At 42.5% G+C, this 21,121-nt stretch carries 20 protein-coding genes; 15 read left to right on the top strand and 5 right to left on the bottom strand.

Translation table 11 applies throughout. The annotated features are described in order from the left end of the window. Positions 1-25: 25 nt before the first annotated feature. From CYK18_RS00400 to CYK18_RS00415, 4 genes are read right to left on the bottom strand one after another with little or no spacing between them, the layout of a single operon-like run. Positions 26-685 carry an amino acid ABC transporter permease gene (locus CYK18_RS00400; RefSeq protein ID WP_000443883.1) on the bottom strand — a complete coding sequence of 220 codons (660 nt, stop codon included), beginning with the start codon at positions 683-685 and terminating at the stop codon, positions 26-28. Between the two features lie 9 nt (positions 686-694). Continuing rightward, a complete protein-coding gene (locus CYK18_RS00405; protein WP_101781489.1) occupies positions 695-1,372 on the bottom strand; it encodes an amino acid ABC transporter permease in 678 nt (225 codons plus the stop codon). Between the two features lie 12 nt (positions 1,373-1,384). Then, positions 1,385-2,179: a transporter substrate-binding domain-containing protein gene (locus CYK18_RS00410; protein WP_101781488.1), complete on the bottom strand. Its 795-nt coding sequence runs from the start codon at positions 2,177-2,179 to the stop codon at positions 1,385-1,387. Positions 2,180-2,189: 10 nt separating this feature from the next. After that, on the bottom strand, positions 2,190-2,948 hold the full coding sequence (locus CYK18_RS00415; protein ID WP_001229569.1) for an amino acid ABC transporter ATP-binding protein: 759 nt from the start codon (positions 2,946-2,948) through the stop codon (positions 2,190-2,192). 176 nt (positions 2,949-3,124) lie between these two features. Here CYK18_RS00415 and recJ point away from each other — a divergent pair, with 176 nt between their 5' ends. The 8 genes from recJ (at position 3,125) to CYK18_RS00455 (ending at position 14,086) form a co-directional block, all read left to right on the top strand. Continuing rightward, positions 3,125-5,347 carry a single-stranded-DNA-specific exonuclease RecJ gene (gene recJ, locus CYK18_RS00420; protein ID WP_180947917.1) on the top strand — a complete coding sequence of 741 codons (2,223 nt, stop codon included), beginning with the start codon at positions 3,125-3,127 and terminating at the stop codon, positions 5,345-5,347. A 170-nt stretch (positions 5,348-5,517) separates the two neighbouring features. Beyond that, positions 5,518-7,179 carry a ribonuclease J gene (locus tag CYK18_RS00425; protein ID WP_101784458.1) on the top strand — a complete coding sequence of 554 codons (1,662 nt, stop codon included), beginning with the start codon at positions 5,518-5,520 and terminating at the stop codon, positions 7,177-7,179. Positions 7,180-7,247: 68 nt separating this feature from the next. After that, complete coding sequence (locus CYK18_RS00430) at positions 7,248-8,027, top strand: alpha/beta hydrolase (protein WP_101784460.1); 780 nt, start codon at positions 7,248-7,250, stop codon at positions 8,025-8,027. Between the two features lie 111 nt (positions 8,028-8,138). Beyond that, a complete protein-coding gene (locus CYK18_RS00435; protein WP_101784462.1) occupies positions 8,139-9,359 on the top strand; it encodes a peptidoglycan bridge formation alanyltransferase MurM in 1,221 nt (406 codons plus the stop codon). Positions 9,360-9,363: 4 nt separating this feature from the next. After that, positions 9,364-10,596, top strand: a complete 1,233-nt coding sequence (gene murN / locus CYK18_RS00440) for a peptidoglycan bridge formation alanyltransferase MurN (RefSeq protein WP_101784464.1) — start codon at positions 9,364-9,366, stop codon at positions 10,594-10,596. A gap of 78 nt (positions 10,597-10,674) precedes the next feature. Continuing rightward, the gene (locus CYK18_RS00445) at positions 10,675-11,376 is read left to right on the top strand and encodes a M57 family metalloprotease (RefSeq protein WP_101784466.1); all 702 of its coding nucleotides are present in this window, start codon (positions 10,675-10,677) and stop codon (positions 11,374-11,376) included. A 39-nt stretch (positions 11,377-11,415) separates the two neighbouring features. After that, the gene (uvrC, locus tag CYK18_RS00450) at positions 11,416-13,263 is read left to right on the top strand and encodes an excinuclease ABC subunit UvrC (protein WP_101784468.1); all 1,848 of its coding nucleotides are present in this window, start codon (positions 11,416-11,418) and stop codon (positions 13,261-13,263) included. Next, positions 13,253-14,086: a metallophosphoesterase family protein gene (locus CYK18_RS00455; RefSeq protein ID WP_101784470.1), complete on the top strand. Its 834-nt coding sequence runs from the start codon at positions 13,253-13,255 to the stop codon at positions 14,084-14,086. The genes uvrC and CYK18_RS00455 overlap by 11 nt, the downstream gene beginning before the upstream one ends. A gap of 181 nt (positions 14,087-14,267) precedes the next feature. Here the strand turns inward: CYK18_RS00455 and CYK18_RS00460 are convergent, their stop codons facing one another. After that, positions 14,268-15,068, bottom strand: coding sequence for an amino acid ABC transporter substrate-binding protein (locus CYK18_RS00460; RefSeq protein WP_042750461.1), 801 nt, complete (start codon positions 15,066-15,068; stop codon positions 14,268-14,270). A gap of 171 nt (positions 15,069-15,239) precedes the next feature. Here CYK18_RS00460 and CYK18_RS00465 point away from each other — a divergent pair, with 171 nt between their 5' ends. The 7 genes from CYK18_RS00465 to CYK18_RS00495 all read left to right on the top strand — a co-directional run bounded on the left by CYK18_RS00465 (position 15,240) and on the right by CYK18_RS00495 (position 21,121). Further along, entirely contained in the window at positions 15,240-15,845 is a 606-nt protein-coding gene (locus tag CYK18_RS00465) for a nitroreductase family protein (RefSeq protein WP_000670164.1), read from the top strand. 12 nt (positions 15,846-15,857) lie between these two features. Further along, positions 15,858-17,258, top strand: coding sequence for a dipeptidase PepV (gene pepV, locus CYK18_RS00470; RefSeq protein WP_101784472.1), 1,401 nt, complete (start codon positions 15,858-15,860; stop codon positions 17,256-17,258). 53 nt (positions 17,259-17,311) lie between these two features. Continuing rightward, positions 17,312-17,890: a uracil-DNA glycosylase family protein gene (locus CYK18_RS00475; RefSeq protein ID WP_101784474.1), complete on the top strand. Its 579-nt coding sequence runs from the start codon at positions 17,312-17,314 to the stop codon at positions 17,888-17,890. Between the two features lie 3 nt (positions 17,891-17,893). Continuing rightward, entirely contained in the window at positions 17,894-18,085 is a 192-nt protein-coding gene (locus CYK18_RS10965) for a hypothetical protein (protein ID WP_101784476.1), read from the top strand. Positions 18,086-18,095: 10 nt separating this feature from the next. Further along, the gene (locus tag CYK18_RS00485; protein ID WP_101784478.1) at positions 18,096-18,383 is read left to right on the top strand and encodes a rhodanese-like domain-containing protein; all 288 of its coding nucleotides are present in this window, start codon (positions 18,096-18,098) and stop codon (positions 18,381-18,383) included. Positions 18,384-18,554: 171 nt separating this feature from the next. Further along, positions 18,555-19,880, top strand: coding sequence for a branched-chain amino acid transport system II carrier protein (brnQ, locus tag CYK18_RS00490; protein WP_180947986.1), 1,326 nt, complete (start codon positions 18,555-18,557; stop codon positions 19,878-19,880). Between the two features lie 203 nt (positions 19,881-20,083). After that, positions 20,084-21,121, top strand: coding sequence for a M42 family metallopeptidase (locus tag CYK18_RS00495; protein WP_101784482.1), 1,038 nt, complete (start codon positions 20,084-20,086; stop codon positions 21,119-21,121).

The following is a 21,121-nucleotide window of genomic DNA, read 5'->3' on the forward strand; positions in this document are numbered from 1 at the left end:
TCCATGTACTTGGAGAGCTAATTTATTATTCTGCAGCTTGTTGCCAACGTTTTGCTAGCATATGAGATAGGCTAGAAATGGCTAGGTTAAAGCTGAAGTAGATGAGGGCAATCAGGATATAAAGACTGAAGACCTGCTCTGGTTCGAAATAACGGCCCATGAGAATTTGGCTGGCTCCAAAGAGCTCTTGTAGGGCGATAACAGAGTAGAGAAGACTGGTATCCTTAATCACGGTTACAAACTGAGAAATGATGGCTGGCAACATTTTACGAATAGCTTGTGGAAGAATGATGTGGTAGAGGATTTGGGCTGAGGTGAATCCTTGTGACATTCCTGCTTCGTACTGCCCCTTATCCACAGCATTGAGACCGCCTCGGATAATCTCAGCCAAGGCCGCTGAGGTAAAGAGGGTAAAGGCTGTAATACCTGCTGGAGTGGACTTCATCTTGAACACTAAAAAGATAGTGAAAATCCAGAGGAGGTTGGGAACGTTACGCACAAATTCGATGTAAATGCTGGAAATGATGCGCAAGATAGGATTTTTCCCATTTCTCATGACGGCTAGCACCGTTCCGATAAGGGTAGAGAGGACGATGGCAATCAGAGAAATATAGAGGGTCAAGCCAAATCCTTTAAAGATAAAGACTAGATTATCTGGGGTCAAAACTTCTAAAATGGATTCCATAGTAACCTCCTAAAGTGAATAGGCTTTTTTGTTGGCTTGCTCCATCTTGCGACCAAACTGGGCAACAGGGAAGCAAAGGGCAAAGTAGAGTAGGGCAGCACCTAAAAAGGCTGGGATGTAATTTCCGTTAAGTGCTGACCAAGACTTGGTCACAAACATCAAGTCCACTCCAGAGATGATAGCAACTGTAGAGGTATTCTTGATGAGGTTGACGATTTGGTTGGTCAAAGGAGGGAGAATGATTCGGAAAGCCTGAGGCAAGATAATCAAGCGCATGGCACTGATATAGGTAAAACCTTGCGACAAGGCGGCCTCCATCTGACCACTAGGAATCGACTGAATACCTGAGCGAATCACCTCAGCGATATAGGCGCCGTGATAAAGTCCGACGCAGAGAACAGCTGTCCAATAAATCGGAATCATGATGATATGATCACTGATAAGAGGTAGGCCATAAAAAACGATAACAAACTGCACCAAGAGGGGAGTGTTTTGGTAAAATTCCACAAATATGCGAGCTAAGATTCGCAAAATTGGACGTTTGCTGGTTGACATGGCTCCAAAGAAGATGCCCAAAACCATGGCTAGGATAAAGGATCCAATCGCTAGGGCAAGGGTGAAGAGGAAACCATTGAAAATTTGTCCAAAATCCTGAAAATAGGCTGTCCAAGATGATAAATCTGTCATGGGGTGTCCTCCTTAATCTGCGGTATGGCTAGATGGTTTCAGCTTGTAACGGTCATAAAGTTTTTGCAAACTGCCATCCTTGCTCCATTTGGTGACCAAGTTATCAAGATAGTCGTTGAGCTCGGTATTTGATTTTTTGGTGACGATACCGTAGTCAGATGGCTTGAAACTATCATCTAGTAGAGCTGTCCGTTTACTAGTGTAGCCAGATAGAATCGAGCGGTCAACGGAAAAGGCATCGATACGATGAGCATGCAGGGAAGTAATCAATTCTGGGTAGGAACCAAGTTCGACGAATTTAAACTTCAGACCTTTCTTTTTACCCAGTTCGGTAATTAGGCGTTGGGTAATGGAACCTTGGGCAACCCCGATGGTTTTACCATTTAGATCCTCAATCTTTTTGATTTTGGCAGATTTATTGACCAAAAAGCCAGATGCGTCTGTGTAGTAGGGACTGGTAAAGTTGTAGAGTTTTTTGCGTTCGTCTGTGATGGTAAAGGTCGCGATATCCATATCGACTTGTTCATTGTCTAGAAGGGGTCCACGAGTTTGCGCTGTAACAGGTACATAGCGAACCTTGACCTTGAGCTCATCAGCTACCATCTTGGCCAGGTCAGTTTCGATACCAGAATAGGTCCCTGTCTTGGGATCCTTGTAGCCAAAATTGGGAACGTCTTGTTTGACACCGACAACCAGCTCGCCTCTCTTTTGAATGTCTGCAACACTGGTATCAGCCTGAACTGGTTTTGTAGCAGCAAGGCCGAAAAGGCTAATCAATAATGCTGATAAAAAGAATTTCTTTTTCATAGGCGCCTCCTTATTTGACTTTGTCACTTTCATGGTTGATGATTTTGCTGAGAAATTGTTGGGCACGAGGTTCGCTTGGATTGTCGAAAAAGTCATCGACATCGGTTGTATCTACCAAAACTTCTCCGTCAGCCATAAAGATGATGCGGTCAGCAACTTCACGGGCGAAGCCCATTTCATGGGTCACGACAATCATATTCATACCATCGTGGGCCAATTTTTGCATAACTGCCAGAACATCGCCGATGGTTTCAGGATCAAGAGCAGATGTTGGCTCATCAAAGAGGAGGAGTTCCGGATGCATAGCGAGTCCACGTGCGATGGCAATTCGTTGTTTTTGTCCACCGGATAGCATGGCTGGATAAGAATCTTTTTTGTCCCACATATTTACAAATTCTAGATATTTTTGGGCTGTTTTTTCAGCTTCTTTTTTATCAATTCCTAGAACTTTTATGGGTGCGAGTGTTACGTTTTCTAACACTGTTTTGTGAGGGTAAAGGTTAAAATGCTGGAAAACCATGCCGACTTCCTTGCGAAGAGGAACCAAATCTTTCTGGCTGGCACCAGCAACTTGGTGGCCATTGACTAGAAGACTTCCCTTGTCGACAGCCTCCAAACCATTGATGGTACGGATAAGAGTGGATTTCCCAGAACCAGATGGTCCGAGTAGGACAACGACTTGTCCTTTTTCAAAACGGAGATTGATGTCGCGGAGTGCGTGGTAGTCTCCGTAATATTTTTCGACGTGTTCAAATTCTACTAAAGCCATATGGAATCTCCTTTGTGTTAGATTTTATAACACGATTCTACACCAAAAGAATGGCCTTGTCAAATCATATCTGAAAAAATTCACTAAAATTTTATAAAAAAGCAATCTGGATAGAGAAAAAGCCTAAATCATGTTATAATGAAGCAATAGAATTCTTAGAAAGAGTGGATGTCTTTTTGATAACACCTACTTATGAATGGCAGTTTGCCCCGCAGGTTGAAGATGCGGATTTTACAAAGATAGCCAAGAAGGCTGGACTGGGTCCTGAGGTGGCTCGCTTATTATTTGAGAGGGGGATTCAGGACCAAGAAAGCCTGAAGAAGTTTTTAGAACCTTCTTTGGAGGACTTGCATGACCCTTATCTGCTCCATGATATGGACAAGGCAGTGGCTCGGATTCGTCAGGCCATCGAAGAAGGGGAAAATATTCTCGTTTATGGAGACTACGATGCGGATGGTATGACCTCGGCTTCGATTGTGAAGGAAAGTTTGGAACAGCTTGGTGCCGAGTGCCGTGTTTACCTGCCCAATCGTTTCACTGATGGCTATGGACCTAATGCTAGTGTTTATAAATACTTTATCGAGCAAGAGGGAATTTCCTTGATAGTGACAGTGGATAATGGGGTTGCTGGTCATGAGGCCATCGAATTGGCCCAGTCTATGGGAGTAGATGTCATTGTGACTGACCACCATTCCATGCCTGAAACCCTGCCCGATGCCTATGCTATCGTTCATCCTGAGCATCCAGATGCGGACTATCCTTTCAAATATTTGGCTGGTTGCGGAGTGGCCTTCAAGCTGGCTTGCGCCCTTTTAGAGGAAGTTCAAGTGGAACTGCTTGACTTGGTCGCTATCGGTACCATTGCAGATATGGTGAGTCTGACGGATGAAAATCGTATCTTGGTTCAATATGGTCTGGAAATGTTGGGGCACACTCAGCGCATTGGTCTACAAGAAATGCTGGGCATGGCTGGCATTGCTGCTAACGAGGTGACAGAAGAGACAGTTGGTTTCCAGATTGCCCCTCGTTTGAATGCCTTGGGCCGCTTGGATGATCCCAATCCTGCCATTGATTTGTTGACTGGATTTGACGACGAGGAAGCGCATGAGATTGCCCTTATGATTCATCAGAAAAACGAAGAGCGCAAGGAAATCGTCCAGTCAATCTATGAAGAAGCCAAGAACATGGTGGATCCTGAGAAGAAGGTTCAGGTCTTGGCCAAGGAAGGCTGGAATCCTGGGGTTCTAGGTATCGTGGCTGGTCGTTTGTTGGAAGAATTGGGACAGACAGTCATCGTTCTTAATATAGAAGACGGTCGTGCCAAGGGTAGTGCTCGTAGTGTGGAAGCGGTCGATATTTTTGAAGCCCTGGATCCCCATCGTGACCTCTTTATAGCCTTTGGCGGCCATGCTGGTGCAGCGGGTATGACGCTGGAAGTTGAGAAACTTTCAGATTTATCTCAGGTCTTGGAAGATTATGTCCGTGAAAAAGGTGCAGATGTTAGTGGCAAGAATAAGTTAAACTTAGATGAAGAGCTGGATTTGGAGACTTTGAGTCTTGAAACAGTCAAGAATTTTGAACGTTTAGCTCCCTTTGGAATGGACAATCAGAAACCAGTCTTTTATATTAAGGATTTTCAGGTTGAAAGTGCCCGTACCATGGGGGCAGGCAATGCCCATCTCAAGCTGAAAATCTCTAAGGGGGAAGCGAGTTTTGAAGTGGTAGCCTTCGGTCAAGGCAGATGGGCGACAGAGTTTTCTCAAACCAAGAATCTAGAGCTGGCAGTCAAATTGTCTGTCAATCAATGGAATGGTCAAACTGCCCTCCAGTTGATGATGGTGGATGCACGTGTGGAGGGTGTTCAACTTTTTAACATTCGTGGAAAAAATGCAGTCTTGCCAGAAGGGGTTCCAGTCTTGGATTTTGCTGGGGAATTGCCAAATCTGGCGGATAGTGAAGCTGTTGTCGTACAAACCATTCCTGAAGATATTACTCAGCTGAAGACCATTTTTCAGGAACAGAATTTCTCTGCTGTCTATTTCAAAAATGACATTTACAAGGCCTATTATCTAACAGGCTATGGGACTAGAGAGCAGTTTGCTAAATTGTACAAGACCATCTACCAGTTTCCAGAGTTTGATATTCGCTATAAGCTCAAGGATTTAGCGACTTATCTCAATATCCAACAAATCTTGCTGGTCAAGATGATTCAAGTGTTTGAAGAACTAGGCTTTGTGATGATCAAAGATGGTGTCATGACGGTCAATAAAGAGGCGCCAAAGCGGGAAATCGGAGAAAGTCAAATTTACCAAAATCTCAAACAAACCGTCAAAGACCAAGAAATGATGGCGCTGGGTACTGTGCAAGAAATTTATGACTTTTTAATGGAAAAAGAATAGCAGATAGGAAAGAGTTGGGAAACCAGCTCTTTTTTGAAAACAAATCTTCATTTTGAAAATCATCAAAAAAATGGTATAATGGTAGGAAAAGATTCGGCTAAAAGTAGTGCTTTTAGAATAAAAGGGCAAGTAACCCTATAATCAAAATAAATTAAGCTTTCGGAGGAAAAATGAGTAATATCAGTTTAACAACACTTGGTGGTGTACGTGAAAATGGGAAAAATATGTATATCGCTGAAATCGATGGGTCTATTTTCGTTTTGGATGCAGGTCTAAAATATCCTGAAAATGAACAACTAGGGGTGGATGTGGTCATTCCCAATATGGACTACCTTTTTGAAAATAGCGACCGTATCGCTGGGGTTTTCTTGACCCACGGACATGCCGATGCCATCGGCGCGCTGCCTTATCTCTTGGCTGAAGCTAAGGTACCTGTATTTGGTTCTGAGTTGACTATTGAGTTGGCCAAGCTCTTTGTCAAAGGAAATGACGCAGTTAAGAAATTCAATGATTTTCATGTCATTGATGAGGATACGGAGATTGATTTTGGAGGGACTGTAGTTTCCTTCTTCCGTACGACCCACTCTATCCCAGAAAGTTTGGGTGTTGTCTTGAAGACAGCTGAAGGTAGTATCGTTTATACAGGTGACTTCAAATTTGACCAGACAGCTAGTGAATCCTATGCGACAGACTTCGCTCGTTTGGCAGAAATCGGTCGTGATGGAGTTCTGGCTCTTCTTAGCGATTCAGCCAATGCGGACAGTAATATCCAAGTGGCTAGCGAAAGTGAGGTTGGGGACGAAATCACTCAAACCATTTCTGATTGGGATGGACGTATTATCGTTGCAGCAGTAGCTAGCAACCTCTCTCGTATTCAGCAGGTGTTTGACGCTGCGGATGCAACAGGCCGTCGTGTGGTCTTGACAGGATTTGATATTGAAAATATCGTCCGCACTGCTATTCGCCTCAAGAAATTGTCTTTAGCTAACGAAAGTCTTTTGATTAAGCCAAAGGATATGTCTCGCTTTGAAGACCATGAGTTGATTATCCTTGAGACAGGTCGTATGGGTGAGCCTATCAATGGTCTTCGCAAGATGTCGATTGGTCGCCACCGTTATGTGGAAATCAAGGACGGTGATTTGGTCTATATCGTAACCACTCCGTCTATCGCCAAGGAAGCGGTCGTTGCGCGTGTGGAAAACATGATTTACCAAGCTGGTGGGGTTGTCAAACTGATCACTCAAAGCTTGCGTGTGTCAGGGCACGGAAATGCGCGTGATTTGCAGTTGATGATCAATCTCTTGCAACCCAAGTATCTCTTCCCAATTCAAGGGGAATATCGTGAGTTGGATGCTCATGCTAAGGCTGCTATGGCAGTTGGAATGTTGCCAGAACGCATTTTCATCCCTAAAAAGGGAACAAGCATGGCTTATGAGAATGGAGACTTTGTCCCAGCTGGAGCGGTTTCAGCAGGCGATGTCTTGATTGACGGGAATGCCATCGGTGATGTTGGAAATGTGGTTCTTCGTGACCGTAAGGTCTTGTCAGAAGATGGCATTTTCATCGTAGCAATTACCGTTAACCGTCGTGAGAAGAAAATTGTGGCCAAGGCTCGTGTTCATACGCGCGGATTTGTTTATCTCAAGAAGAGCCGTGATATTCTCCGTGAAAGTTCAGAATTGATTAACCAGACGGTAGAAGACTATCTTCAAGGAGATGACTTTGACTGGGCAGATCTCAAAGGGAAGGTTCGTGATAATCTGACCAAGTATCTCTTTGACCAGACTAAGCGTCGTCCAGCTATTTTACCAGTAGTCATGGAAGCAAAATAATCGTTGAAATAAACAGAGAGAAAGTCGAATTTCGGCTTTTTCTTATCGGAAAATAGAAGGAGCAAATCATGGCAGTAATGAAAATTGAGTATTACTCACAAGTCTTGGATATGGAGTGGGGAGTGAATGTCCTCTATCCCGATGCCAATCGAGTGGAAGAACCAGAGTGTAAAGATGTTCCCGTCTTGTACCTCTTGCACGGGATGTCTGGTAATCATAATAGTTGGCTCAAGCGGACCAATGTAGAACGCTTGCTTCGGGGGACTAATCTCATAGTCGTCATGCCCAATACCAGCAACGGTTGGTACACTGATACCCAGTATGGTTTTGACTATTACACAGCTCTAGCAGAGGAATTGCCACAGGTTTTGAAACGCTTTTTCCCTAACATGACTAGCAAGCGTGAAAAGACCTTTCTCGCTGGTCTCTCTATGGGAGGTTACGGCTGTTTTAAACTGGCTCTTGCTACAAATCGTTTCTCTCGTGCAGCTAGCTTTTCAGGCGCCCTTAGTTTTCAAGATTTTTCTCCTGAAAGCCAAAATCTGGGAACACCAGCTTATTGGAGAGGTGTGTTTGGGGAGATTAAAGATTGGACAGCTAGCCCCTATTCTCTTGAAAGTCTGGCTAAAAAATCGGATAAAAATACCAAGCTTTGGGCTTGGTGTGGCGAGCAGGATTTCTTGTACGAAGCCAATAATCTCGCAGTGAAAAATCTCAAAAAACTTGGATTTGATGTGACCTATAGTCATAGCGCTGGAACACACGAATGGTATTACTGGGAAAAACAATTGGAACGGTTCTTAGCAACCCTACCGATTGATTTTAAATTAGAAGAGAGATTGACTTAGTTTGAATTTCAGCATAGGGGGAGTAGAATTAAAATAAAATATGTTTTCACTAGACTTTTCAAACGAAAGTAGTAGAATAGTAATAAGATACTGGAGGAAAGAGAGTAGGAAATGTACCGTTATCAAATTGGCATTCCCGCATTAGAATATGATCAGTTTGTCAAAGACCATGAATTAGCTAATGTATTACAAAGTAGTGCTTGGGAAAAAGTGAAATCTGATTGGAATCATGAGAGGCTTGGTGTCTATGAAGAGGGGAAGTTACTGGCTGTGGCTAGTATTCTCATAAAGTCTCTACCTTTGGGGTATAAAATGTTTTATATTCCAAGAGGTCCTATATTGGATTACAGGGATGCAGAACTTTTAAAGTTTGTCCTGCAGTCTATTAAGTCTTATGCTCGCAGTAAGAGAGCTATTTTTGTGACTTTTGATCCAAGTATTTGCCTGTCTCAAAGTTTAATTAATCAGGAAAAAACAGAATTTCCTGAAAATCTGGCTATTATTGATAGCTTGCAACAAATGGGAGTAAGGTGGTCAGGAAAAACAGAGGAAATGGGAGACACCATTCAACCTCGTATTCAGGCGAAAATATACAAGGAAAATTTTGAAGAAGATAAACTCTCCAAGTCAACAAAACAGGCTATTCGAACAGCACGGAATAAGGGGGTAGAGATTCAATTTGGTGGAACTGAATTATTGGAGTCTTTTTCCTTTTTGATGAAAAAAACCGAGAAGCGGAAAGAGATTCATTTGAGGAATGAAGCCTATTATAAAAAGTTATTAGATAATTTTAAGGACAAGGCCTATATCACCTTGGCAACCTTGGATGTTTCTAAACGTTCGCAAGAATTAGAAGAACAGTTAGCGAAAAACAGAGCCTTGGAAGAGACCTTTACTGAGTCGACTCGAACTTCAAAAGTAGAAGCGCAGAAGAAGGAAAAAGAACGTTTGTTAGAGGAATTGACTTTCCTGCAGGAATATATGGATGCAGGTCAAGCAAGAGTTCCTTTAGCGGCTACCTTGACTTTAGAATTCGGACAAACTTCTGTCAATCTATACGCAGGAATGGATGAAGATTTTAGACGTTATAAAGCTCCTATTTTGACTTGGTATGAGACAGCTCGATATTCCTTTGAACGTGGCATTTTATGGCAAAATTTAGGAGGCGTCGAGAATGCTTTAGATGGTGGACTCTATCGTTTTAAAGCTAATTTTAATCCAACGATCGAAGAATACTTGGGTGAATTTACAATGCCTACCCATCCTCTCTATCCTCTGTTAAGACTTGCTCTTGATTTCCGTAAAACATTAAGAAAAAAACATAGAAAGTAAGTATATGGCACTAATTACACTCACGAAAGAAGAGTTTCAGGATTATTCTGATCAGGTTTCTTCTCGTTCTTTTATGCAATCGGTCCAGATGGGGGACTTGTTAGAAAAAAGAGGAGCTCGAATTGTTTATCTTGCTTTGAAACAAGCAGAAGAAATTCAAGTTGCAGCTCTGGTTTATAGCTTGCCCATGCTGGGTGGTCTGCATATGGAGATCAATTCGGGGCCGATTTATACCCAACACGATGCTCTTCCAGTTTTTTATGCGGAGTTAAAAGAATATGCCAAGCAAAATGGTGTATTAGAGTTGCTTGTAAAACCTTATGAAACTTATCAAACTTTTGATAGCCAAGGTAATCCAATAGATGCTGAGAAAAAAAGTACCATTCAAGGTTTAACTGATTTAGGTTATCAATTTGATGGCTTGACAAGAGGTTATCCAGGTGGAGAACCAGATTGGTTATACTATAAAGATTTGACTGAATTAACTGAAAAGAATTTGCTTAAAAGTTTTAGTAAAAAGGGTAAACCCTTGGTGAAAAAGGCTGAAACGTTTGGCATTCGGTTGAAAAAGTTACAACGTGAAGAACTATCGATTTTTAAGAATATAACAAAAGAAACCTCTGAACGTAGAGAATACAGTGATAAAAGTTTAGAATATTATGAGCACTTTTATGATTCATTTGGAGAACAAGCGGAGTTTCTCATAGCAACCTTGAATGTTTCGGACTATATGAGCAAATTGCAAGGTGAACAAAGTAAACTAGAAGAAATCTTGGACAAGTTGCGACTTGATTTGAGTAAAAATCCTCATTCTGAGAAAAAACAAAATCAACTGAGAGAATATTCTAGTCAATTTGAAACGTTTGAAGTTCGAAAAGCAGAAGCGCGAGACTTGATTGAAAAATATGGAGAAGAAGATATTGTTTTAGCCGGGAGTTTATTTGTTTATATGCCTCAGGAAACGACTTATCTCTTTAGTGGTTCTTACACTGAGTTTAATAAGTTTTATGCCCCTGCACTGCTTCAAAAATATGTTATGTTGGAAAGCATAAAACGTGGAATACCTAAATACAACTTCCTAGGCATTCAAGGGATTTTTGATGGTAGTGATGGTGTTTTGCGTTTTAAACAAAATTTTAATGGCTATATTGTACGTAAAGCAGGAACTTTCCGTTATCATCCATCGCCTTTAAAATACAAAGCTATTCAGTTATTCAAAAAAATAGTAGGACGTTAAGATGAAAAAGCCAGTATTTAGCTTTCTTTCAGCTTGTTTTAGTAAAATAGACTGTATTTGCTAGAAAGGTGGAGAGATATGCGTTGGCTTTTTCGTTTGATAGGGGCTTTCTTTTATTTTATTTGGCGTTTGTTTTGGCGTCTGGTTTGGATTGTTTTGCTTTTATGTACTCTTGCTTTTGGATTTCTCTGGTATCTGAACGGGGATTTTCAAGGGGCGCTGAAGCAAGCAGAACGGTCAGTAAAAATTGGTCAACAAAGTATCGACCAATGGGAAAGAACAGGGCAACTGCCTAAGTTAAGCCAGACAGATAGTCATCAACACTCTGAAGGAAGGTGGCCACAGGCCTCTTCTCGTATTTACTTGGATCCCCAGATGGATTCACGCTTTCAAGAAGCTTATTTAGAAGCAATCCAGAATTGGAATCAAACAGGTGCTTTTAACTTTGAACTCGTGACGGAGTCCAGTAAGGCGGATATTATGGCTACGGAGATGAATGACGGAAACACTCCTGTGGCAGGAGAGGCGGAAAGTCAGACCAATCTCTTAACAGGGCAATTCTTGTCTGTAACGGTGCGCCTGAATCATTATTATTTGTCCAATCCTAACTATGGCTATTCCTATGAGCGCCTTGTCCATACGGCAGAACATGAGTTGGGGCATGCAATTGGCTTGGACCATACAGATGAGAAGTCTGTGATGCAACCTGCAGGTTCCTTTTATGGTATCCAGGAAGAGGATGTTGAAAGACTTCGGAAATTATATGAGACCAATGAGTAGGGAGGTTATCTTTCCCTACTTTTTTGCTATAATGGAACTATGAATAACTTGATTAAATCAAAACTAGAGCTCTTGCCGACCAGCCCTGGTTGCTACATTCACAAGGATAAAAACGGCACCATTATCTATGTAGGAAAGGCTAAAAATCTGCGTAACCGCGTGAGATCTTATTTCCGTGGAAGTCATGATACCAAGACAGAGGCATTGGTGTCTGAAATTGTGGATTTTGAATTTATCGTTACGGAGTCCAATATTGAGGCACTTCTCCTTGAAATCAATCTGATTAAGGAAAACAAGCCCAAGTACAATATCATGCTCAAGGATGATAAGTCCTATCCTTTCATCAAAATCACCAATGAACGCTATCCTCGTTTGGTTATCACCCGACAGGTCAAAAAGGACGGAGGTCTCTACTTTGGACCTTATCCAGATGTGGGGGCAGCCAATGAAATCAAGCGACTACTGGATCGGATTTTCCCTTTTCGTAAGTGTACCAATCCGCCGTCTAAGGTCTGTTTTTACTACCATATCGGCCAATGTATGGCCCACACGATCTGTAAGAAGGATGAGGACTATTTCAAGTCTATGGCTCAGGAGGTTTCTGATTTTCTGAAAGGGCAAGATGACAAAATCATTGATGACCTAAAGGACAAAATGGCAGCGGCAACCCAGACTATGGAATTTGAACGTGCAGCGGAATACCGTGACCTGATTCAGGCTATTGGAACGCTTCGAACCAAGCAACGGGTCATGGCTAAGGATCTCCAAAATCGTGACGTTTTTGGCTATTATGTGGATAAGGGCTGGATGTGTGTTCAGGTTTTCTTTGTTCGTCAGGGCAAGCTTATCGAGCGCGATGTCAATCTTTTTCCCTACTACAACGATCCGGATGAGGACTTCTTGACCTATGTAGGACAATTCTATCAAGAAAAATCTCATCTAGTTCCCAATGAGGTACTGATTCCGCAGGATATTGACGAAGAAGCTGTCAAGGCTTTGGTAGACACCAAGATTCTTAAGCCTCAGCGTGGAGAGAAAAAGCAACTGGTCAATTTGGCTATAAAGAATGCTCGAGTCAGCCTAGAGCAGAAATTCAACCTGCTGGAGAAATCTGTTGAAAAGACCCAGGGGGCTATTGAAAATCTAGGACGCTTGCTCCAAATTCCCACCCCAGTTCGCATCGAGTCCTTCGATAACTCCAACATCATGGGAACTAGTCCTGTTTCAGCCATGGTGGTCTTTGTCAACGGAAAACCTAGTAAGAAGGATTACCGTAAGTATAAAATCAAGACTGTCGTCGGGCCAGACGACTATGCCAGTATGCGAGAAGTCATTCGCAGGCGCTATGGTCGAGTACAGCGTGACGGTTTGACTCCTCCAGATTTGATTGTCATCGATGGGGGACAAGGTCAAGTCAATATCGCCAAGCAGGTCATCCAAGAAGAACTGGGCTTGGATATCCCCATTGCAGGTCTGCAAAAGAATGACAAGCACCAAACCCATGAATTGCTCTTTGGAGATCCGCTTGAGGTGGTGGGGTTATCTCGCAATTCTCAGGAATTTTTCCTGCTCCAACGTATCCAAGATGAGGTCCACCGCTTTGCTATTACGTTCCACCGTCAACTGCGCTCCAAAAATTCTTTTTCATCACAACTGGATGGAATTGACGGTCTGGGACCTAAACGCAAGCAGAATCTCATGAAGCATTTCAAGTCTTTGACCAAAATCAAGGAAGCCAGTGTGGATGAGATTGTCGAAGTTGGAGTACCTAGAGCGGTTGCAGAGGCTGTGCAGAGAAAGTTGAACCCGCAGGAGGCAGAAGCCTTGCCTCAAGTGGCGGAAAAGAGAGTAGATTACCAAACAGAAGGAGACCATCATGAACCATAAAATCGCAATTTTATCAGATATTCATGGCAATGCGACGGCGCTAGAAGCAGTGATTGCAGATGCTAAAAATCAAGGAGTCAGTGAATACTGGCTTCTGGGAGATATTTTTCTTCCCGGTCCCGGCGCAAATGACTTGGTCGCCCTGCTAAAGGACCTTCCTATCACAGCTAGTGTTCGAGGCAATTGGGATGATCGTGTCCTTGAGGCATTGGATGGCGAATATGGTTTGGAACATCCGAAAGAAATCCAGTCAATGCGCATGACCCAGTTTTTGATGGAGCAAATGGATCCTGCAACGATTGTCTGGCTACGAAGCTTGCCTTTGCTGGAAAAGAAAGAAATTGACGGATTGCGCTTTTCTATCTCTCATAATTTGCCAAATAAGAACTATGGTGGGGACCTACTGGTTGGGAATGATACAGATAAATTTGACCAACTGCTAGATGCGGAAACGGACGTGGCAGTTTATGGTCATGTTCACAAGCAGTTGCTTCGTTATGGAAGTCAAGGGCAACAAATCATCAATCCAGGGTCGATTGGCATGCCCTATTTTAATTGGGAGGCGTTAAAAAATCACCGTGCCCAGTATGCCGTGATAGAAGTTGAAGATGGGGAATTGGTAAATATCCTATTTCGTAAAGTCGCTTATGATTATGAAGCGGAGTTAGAACTGGCCAAGTCCAAGGGACTTCCCTTTATCGAAATGTATGAAGAGCTACGAAGAGAAGACAACTATCAGGGGCACAATCTGGAACTCTTAGCCAGCTTAATAGAAAAGCATGGGTATGTAGAGGATGTGAAGAATTTTTTTGATTTTTTGTAAGAGTTTCCTAAAATAACCAATGCAAACTAAAAAAGCGATTGGCTGGTCCAATCGCTTTTAGTATATCTTATACTCAATGAAAATCAAAGAGCAAACTAGGAAGCTAGCCGTAGGTTGCTCAAAGCACAGCTTTGAGGTTGCAGATAAAGCTGACGTGGTTTGAAGAGATTTTCGAAGAGTATTATTGTAATTGAGATTTATCTGGAAGGTAAGAACCACCTAGATAAGTATTGCTAAGTTTTTCAAGTGTTCCGTCTTGATAGAGTTCTTTGAGCGCTTTATCAAATTTTTCTTTAAACTCCTTTTGGTCGCTTGAGAAAACGATATAGTTGTTGGGGCTATCGGCAGAAGGTAAGTCAACGACTGAGAGATCTAAGCCACGGTCCTTGATAATCTTTTGGACGGATACCTTGTCAAAGACTAGGAAATCAAACTCTCCGTTAGAGAGGTCTAGGATTCGTTTACCGATATCCTCTCCAGAAAAATCGATAGTAGCGGGATTGTCAGTGTGTTTTTGATTCCAGTTATTGATGAATTGAGCGTTTGAAGTTCCAGTATCCTCCTGTGTTGTTTTGCCAGCGATTTGGTCAAGTGAAGTCAGAGGATTTTTCTTGTTGCTGACAAGGACGAGGGGATTGTTCGAAATTGGGAGGGAGTAAAGGTATTTTTCAGCACGCTCTTTTGTGTAACTCAAGTTATTGGCTGCGGCTTGATAGTGACCAGAATCAAGTCCTGGGAAGATACTCTCCCAGGCAGTTCTTTGGAATTGAATCTCGTAGTCGCTGAGTTTTTCATCCACTGCTTTTAGAACTTCGATATCGAAGCCTGTCAGATTGCCCTTGTCTTCGTAGTCAAATGGCGGCACATCACCAGCTGTAGCAACGACAATTGTCTTTTGAGAGCTGGTTTCTTTAGGTGTAGTTTGATTTCCACAGGCAACTAAAAATGGTAGGATGGCTAGTAATAGGCTAAATTTTTTCATAATGTCTCCATTCAAATGTAAAGTTATCTGCTAGTTTATCAGAAATGTTCCTGATGAACCAATATATATTTTTTATGGCTGTAATAAAAAATCTTAATCATGAAAAATCCCTGCAAGCTCTTTCAAAATATGATAGAATGGAAGCAGTAGAATTAGAAAAGGAAATCGATTATGAAATTTCTTGAATTAAATAAAAAGCGTCATGCGACCAAGCATTTCACTGATAAGCCAGTGGATCCAAAAGATGTACGTACGGCTATCGAAATTGCAACCTTGGCGCCAAGCGCCCACAACAGTCAGCCTTGGAAATTTGTGGTGGTACGTGAGAAAAATGCCGAACTAGCAAAATTGGCATACGGTTCAAACTTTGAACAGGTATCATCAGCACCTGTAACCATTGCCCTCTTTACAGATACGGACCTTGCCAAACGTGCCCGTAAAATTGCTCGAGTTGGTGGTGCTAACAATTTCTCAGAAGAACAACTACAATACTTCATGAAAAATTTGCCAGCTGAATTTGCACGCTACAATGAACAACAAGTCAGCGACTACCTAGCCCTCAATGCAGGTTTGGTTGCTATGAACTTGGTTCTCGCTCTTACAGATCAAGGAATCGGATCAAATCTTATCCTTGGTTTTGACAAATCAAAAGTCAACGAAGTTTTGGATATCGAAGATCGTTTCCGTCCAGAACTCTTAATTACAGTGGGTTACACAGATGAAAAATTGGAACCAAGCTACCGCTTGCCAGTAGATGAAATCATCGAGAAAAGATAGAAGGAAGATAATATGACAGCAATTGATTTTACAGCAGAAGTAGAAAAACGCAAAGAAGACCTCTTGGCTGACTTGTTTAGCCTTTTGGAAATCAACTCAGAACGTGATGACAGCAAGGCTGATGCCCAGCATCCATTTGGACCTGGTCCAGTAAAAGCTTTGGAGAAATTCCTTGAAATCGCAGACCGCGATGGCTATCCAACTAAAAATGTTGATAACTATGCAGGACATTTTGAGTTTGGTGATGGAGAAGAAGTTCTCGGAATCTTTGCCCATATGGACGTGGTGCCAGCTGGTAGCGGTTGGGACACAGACCCTTACACACCAACTATTAAAGATGGTCGCCTTTATGCGCGTGGAGCTTCAGATGACAAGGGTCCTACAACAGCTTGTTACTATGGCTTGAAAATCATCAAAGAATTGGGTCTTCCAACTTCTAAGACGGTTCGCTTCATCGTCGGAACAGACGAAGAATCAGGCTGGGCAGACATGGACTACTACTTTGAGCACGTAGGACTTGCAAAACCAGATTTCGGTTTTTCACCAGATGCAGAATTCCCAATCATCAATGGTGAAAAGGGAAATATCACGGAATACCTCCACTTTGCAGGTGAAAATGCAGGTATTGCCCGTCTTCACAGTTTTACAGGTGGTTTGCGTGAAAATATGGTGCCTGAATCAGCAACAGCGGTTGTTTCAGGAGATTTGACTGACTTGCAAGCTAAACTAGATGCTTTTGTTGCAGAACACAAACTTAGAGGAGAACTCCAAGAAGAAAACGGCCAATACAAGGTGACGATCATTGGTAAATCAGCTCACGGTGCTATGCCTGCTTCAGGTGTCAATGGTGCAACCTACCTAGCTCTCTTCCTCAGCCAGTTTGACTTTGCTGGTCCAGCCAAAGACTACCTTGACATCGCTGGTAAGATTCTCTTGAACGACCATGAGGGTGAAAATCTCAAGATTGCCCATGTGGATGAAAAGATGGGTGCTCTTTCTATGAATGCGGGTGTCTTCCGCTTCGATGAAACAAGTGCTGATAATACCATTGCCCTTAATATCCGCTATCCAAAAGGAACAAGTCCAGAGCAAATCAAGTCAATCCTTGAAAACTTGCCAGTTGCTTCTGTTAGCCTTTCTGAACATGGACATACGCCTCACTACGTGCCAATGGAAGATCCACTTGTGCAAACCTTGTTGAATGTCTATGAAAAACAAACTGGACTTAAGGGTCACGAGCAAGTCATCGGTGGTGGAACCTTTGGTCGCTTGCTCGAACGCGGAGTTGCCTACGGTGCTATGTTCCCAGACTCGATTGATACCATGCACCAAGCCAATGAATTTATCGCCTTGGATGATCTCTTCCGAGCAGCAGCAATTTATGCCGAAGCTATTTATGAATTGATCAAATAAAACGATAGAAGTCTGAGATCTTATGCTTAGACTTCTTTTTGGAGGGAAAGTAGATGTCTCAAATTGAAAGAATCAAGCAGGCTATTATGGCGGATCCACAGAATGTCGACTATACAAAGCGTGGCATTGAGCCTCTCTTTGCGGCGCCAAAAACTGCTCGCATCAATATCATCGGTCAAGCGCCTGGTCTTAAAACCCAAGAAGCAGGCCTTTACTGGAAGGACAAAAGTGGTGACCGCTTGCGCAACTGGCTCGGTGTGGATGAAGATACCTTTTACAATTCAGGTTATTTTGCTGTTCTGCCTATGGATTTTTACTTTCCAGGGCATGGCAAGTCAGGTGACCTGCCACCGAGAACTGGCTTTGCAGAAAAATGGCATCCGCAACTCTTGCGAGAATTGCCCGATATTCAGTTGACCCTCTTGATTGGGCAATATGCCCAAGCCTACTATTTACAGGAGAAAGTCAGTGGCAAGGTAACAGAACGGGTAAAACATTACCAGAACTACTTGCCAACCTATTTTCCACTAGTTCACCCTTCACCACGAAATCAAATCTGGATGACCAAAAATCCTTGGTTTGAGTCAGAAGTGGTGCCAGATTTGAAAAAAAGAATTAAAACCATTTTATAGTCAATGAAAATCAAAGAGCAAACTAGGAAGCTAGCTGCAGGCTGCTCAAAGTACAGCTTTGAGGTTGCAGATAAAACTGACGAAGTCAGCTCAAAACACTGTTTTGAGGTTGTGGATAGAACTGACGAAGTCAGTAACCATACCTACGGTAAGGCGACGCTGACGTGGTTTGAAGAGATTTTCGAAGAGTATTAGGAGAAAAAGAATGAAAGAAATTACCTTTGACGCATTTTACCAGCTTTATCAAAACGGTCAACTTTCTCTAGTGGACGTGAGAGAAGTGGACGAATTTGAAACTCTTCATTTAGAAGGTGCCCACAACCTGCCGCTTAGTCAATTGGCTGATAGCTATGATCAGTTGGACAAGGACCCGTTGCATTATGTCATTTGCAAATCTGGGATGAGATCGGCGCGTGCTTGTCAATTTTTAGCTGAACAAGGTTATAATGTTATCAATGTTCAAGGTGGTATGACTGCCTTTGAAGAACTCTAAACGTAAGAATTTCTCCTACTTGGTGTGGTCTGGGTAGGAGAGTTTTATTTTTAGATAATTCATACTTTTTAGAATCTTAAAAACATTTAACATTTTGCTTCGTGATACTTTTTTCATACTTCTATTCATGATATACTAGGTCAGTATTTTATAAATATGAAGGAGATTTTCATGGCTAAAAAAGGTGCCTTAACAGGTTTACTCCTGTTTGGAATATTTTTTGGTGCGGGGAACTTGATTTTTCCGCCTTCTCTAGGTGCTCTATCTGGAGAACATTTTCTTCCTGCCATCGCAGGTTTTGTCTTTTCAGGTGTCGGTATCGCCGTCTTGACCCTTATTATTGGAACGCTAAATCCTAAAGGATATATTTACGAGATTTCAACAAAGATAGCGCCTTGGTTTGCGACTCTTTATCTCTCAGTTCTTTACTTGTCAATCGGTCCATTCTTTGCTATCCCACGTACAGCTACAACAGCTTACGAAGTAGGGATTAGCCCCCTTTTATCGGATGCAAATAAAGGACTTGGCTTGATTGTCTTTACGGTTCTTTACTTTGCGGCAGCTTATTTGATTTCGCTTAATCCATCAAAAATTTTGGACCGCATTGGACGTATTTTAACGCCGGTTTTTGCGATTTTGATTGTTATCTTGGTTGTTCTAGGAGCTTTCAAATACGGTGGAACAAGTCCTCAAGCTGCTTCAACTGCTTATCAAGCTTCTGCCTTTGGTACAGGTTTCCTAGAAGGTTACAATACTTTGGATGCCCTTGCCTCAGTTGCCTTTAGCGTAATCGCAGTTCAAACCTTGAAACAACTTGGATTTTCAAGTAAGAAAGAATACATTTCAACTATTTGGGTGGTTGGTATCGTTGTTGCCCTTGCCTTCAGCGCTCTTTACATCGGTTTAGGTTTCCTTGGAAATCATTTCCCAGTACCTGCTGAAGCGATGAAGGGTGGAACACCGGGTGTTTACATCTTGTCACAAGCCACTCAAGAAATCTTTGGCTCAACAGCTCAACTCTTCCTTGCAGCTATGGTTACCGTAACCTGCTTCACAACAACAGTTGGTTTGATTGTGTCAACAGCTGAGTTCTTTAATGAGCGTTTCCCACAAATCAGCTACAAGGTTTATGCGACAGCCTTTACCTTGATTGGATTTGCTATTGCCAACTTGGGACTTGATGCGATTATCAAGTACTCAATCCCTGTACTGGTTATCTTGTACCCAATCACCATTGCCATCGTCATGATCGTCATTGTCAACAAATTCGTGGCTCTTTCAAAACCAGGTATGCAGTTGACAATTGCTGTGGTTACAGCTATTGCCATTGCAAGCGTACTAGGAAGCTCGTTTAAGGTTGAGTTTCTTGCAAATCTTGTCAACGCTCTTCCTTTTGCCAAGGCATCTCTCCCATGGTTGGTGCCTGCCATCGTTGGAATCTTGCTCTCATTGGTTCTACCAAACAAGCAAGAAAGTGATGTTTTTGAAATGGAATAATCACTAATACTCTTCGAAAATCAAATTCAAACCGCGTCAACGTCGCCTTGTCGTACTCAAGTACAGCCTGCGGCTAGTTTCCTAGTTCGCTCTTTGATTTTCATTGAGTATACAATCACTTTTGTAGCCAAGTCTACAGGAGTGATTTTCTTTTTTTATCCGATGATAAATGTGTTATAATAGGTAGCAAAAGAGGTGAAGAAATGAATCAAACAGTAGAATATATCAAAGAACTGACAGCTATTGCATCGCCAACAGGCTTCACTCGTGAGATTTCGGACTATTTAGTCAAGACTTTAGAAGATTTTGGTTATCAGCCAGTTCGCACAGCCAAGGGCGGTGTCAATGTGACCATTAAAGGTCAAAAAGATGAACAACACCGCTATGTGACTGCCCATGTAGATACGCTGGGTGCTATTGTCCGTGCTGTCAAACCAGACGGTCGTCTCAAAATGGACCGTATCGGTGGTTTTCCTTGGAATATGATTGAAGGAGAAAACTGTACCGTTCATGTGGCTAGCACAGGTCAAAAGGTATCTGGAACCATCCTTATCCACCAAACTTCTTGCCATGTCTATAAGGATGCAGGAACTGCAGAACGCACGCAGGACAATATGGAAGTGCGTTTGGATGCAAAAGTAACCAATGAAAAAGAAACTCGTGCCTTGGGGATTGAGGTCGGTGATTTTATCAGCTTTGATCCCCGAACTGTCGTGACAGAGACCGGTTTTATCAAGTCTCGTCATTTGGACGATAAGGTCAGTGCAGCGATTTTGCTTAACCTACTTCGTATTTATAAGGAAGAGAAGATTGAATTGCCAGTAACAACCCATTTTGCTTTTTCAGTTTTTGAAGAAGTAGGCCACGGTGCTAACTCTAATATCCCTGCTCAAGTAGTCGAATATCTGGCTGTGGATATGGGAGCTATGGGGGATGATCAGCAAACAGATGAGTACACAGTGTCCATCTGTGTCAAGGATGCTTCAGGTCCTTATCACTATGACTTCCGTCAACATTTGGTTGCCTTGGCGAAAGAGCAAGATATTCCATTTAAGTTGGATATCTATCCATTTTATGGTTCGGACGCTTCGGCGGCCATGTCTGCAGGTGCAGAGGTCAAGCATGCCCTTCTTGGTGCTGGTATCGAGTCTAGTCATTCTTATGAGCGTACTCATATTGACTCGGTGGTCGCAACGGAACGTATGGTTGATACTTATCTTAAGAGCGCATTGGTAGACTAA

Origin of the sequence: Streptococcus mitis (assembly GCF_002860865.1) — a bacterium.
Lineage (GTDB): Bacteria > Bacillota > Bacilli > Lactobacillales > Streptococcaceae > Streptococcus > Streptococcus mitis_AT.

Bases quoted from the DNA above. Each gene is read 5' to 3' on its own strand.
- CYK18_RS00400 (WP_000443883.1), bottom strand. From the start codon at position 685: ATGGAATCCATTTTAGAAGTTTTGACCCCAGATAATCTAGTCTTTATC.
- CYK18_RS00405 (WP_101781489.1), bottom strand. From the start codon at position 1,372: ATGACAGATTTATCATCTTGGACAGCCTATTTTCAGGATTTTGGACAA.
- CYK18_RS00410 (WP_101781488.1), bottom strand. From the start codon at position 2,179: ATGAAAAAGAAATTCTTTTTATCAGCATTATTGATTAGCCTTTTCGGC.
- CYK18_RS00415 (WP_001229569.1), bottom strand. From the start codon at position 2,948: ATGGCTTTAGTAGAATTTGAACACGTCGAAAAATATTACGGAGACTAC.
- CYK18_RS00425 (WP_101784458.1), top strand. From the start codon at position 5,518: ATGAGTAATATCAGTTTAACAACACTTGGTGGTGTACGTGAAAATGGG.
- CYK18_RS00430 (WP_101784460.1), top strand. From the start codon at position 7,248: ATGGCAGTAATGAAAATTGAGTATTACTCACAAGTCTTGGATATGGAG.
- CYK18_RS00435 (WP_101784462.1), top strand. From the start codon at position 8,139: ATGTACCGTTATCAAATTGGCATTCCCGCATTAGAATATGATCAGTTT.
- murN (WP_101784464.1), top strand. From the start codon at position 9,364: ATGGCACTAATTACACTCACGAAAGAAGAGTTTCAGGATTATTCTGAT.
- CYK18_RS00445 (WP_101784466.1), top strand. From the start codon at position 10,675: ATGCGTTGGCTTTTTCGTTTGATAGGGGCTTTCTTTTATTTTATTTGG.
- uvrC (WP_101784468.1), top strand. From the start codon at position 11,416: ATGAATAACTTGATTAAATCAAAACTAGAGCTCTTGCCGACCAGCCCT.
- CYK18_RS00455 (WP_101784470.1), top strand. From the start codon at position 13,253: ATGAACCATAAAATCGCAATTTTATCAGATATTCATGGCAATGCGACG.
- CYK18_RS00460 (WP_042750461.1), bottom strand. From the start codon at position 15,068: ATGAAAAAATTTAGCCTATTACTAGCCATCCTACCATTTTTAGTTGCC.
- CYK18_RS00465 (WP_000670164.1), top strand. From the start codon at position 15,240: ATGAAATTTCTTGAATTAAATAAAAAGCGTCATGCGACCAAGCATTTC.
- pepV (WP_101784472.1), top strand. From the start codon at position 15,858: ATGACAGCAATTGATTTTACAGCAGAAGTAGAAAAACGCAAAGAAGAC.
- CYK18_RS00475 (WP_101784474.1), top strand. From the start codon at position 17,312: ATGTCTCAAATTGAAAGAATCAAGCAGGCTATTATGGCGGATCCACAG.
- CYK18_RS10965 (WP_101784476.1), top strand. From the start codon at position 17,894: ATGAAAATCAAAGAGCAAACTAGGAAGCTAGCTGCAGGCTGCTCAAAG.
- CYK18_RS00485 (WP_101784478.1), top strand. From the start codon at position 18,096: ATGAAAGAAATTACCTTTGACGCATTTTACCAGCTTTATCAAAACGGT.
- brnQ (WP_180947986.1), top strand. From the start codon at position 18,555: ATGGCTAAAAAAGGTGCCTTAACAGGTTTACTCCTGTTTGGAATATTT.
- CYK18_RS00495 (WP_101784482.1), top strand. From the start codon at position 20,084: ATGAATCAAACAGTAGAATATATCAAAGAACTGACAGCTATTGCATCG.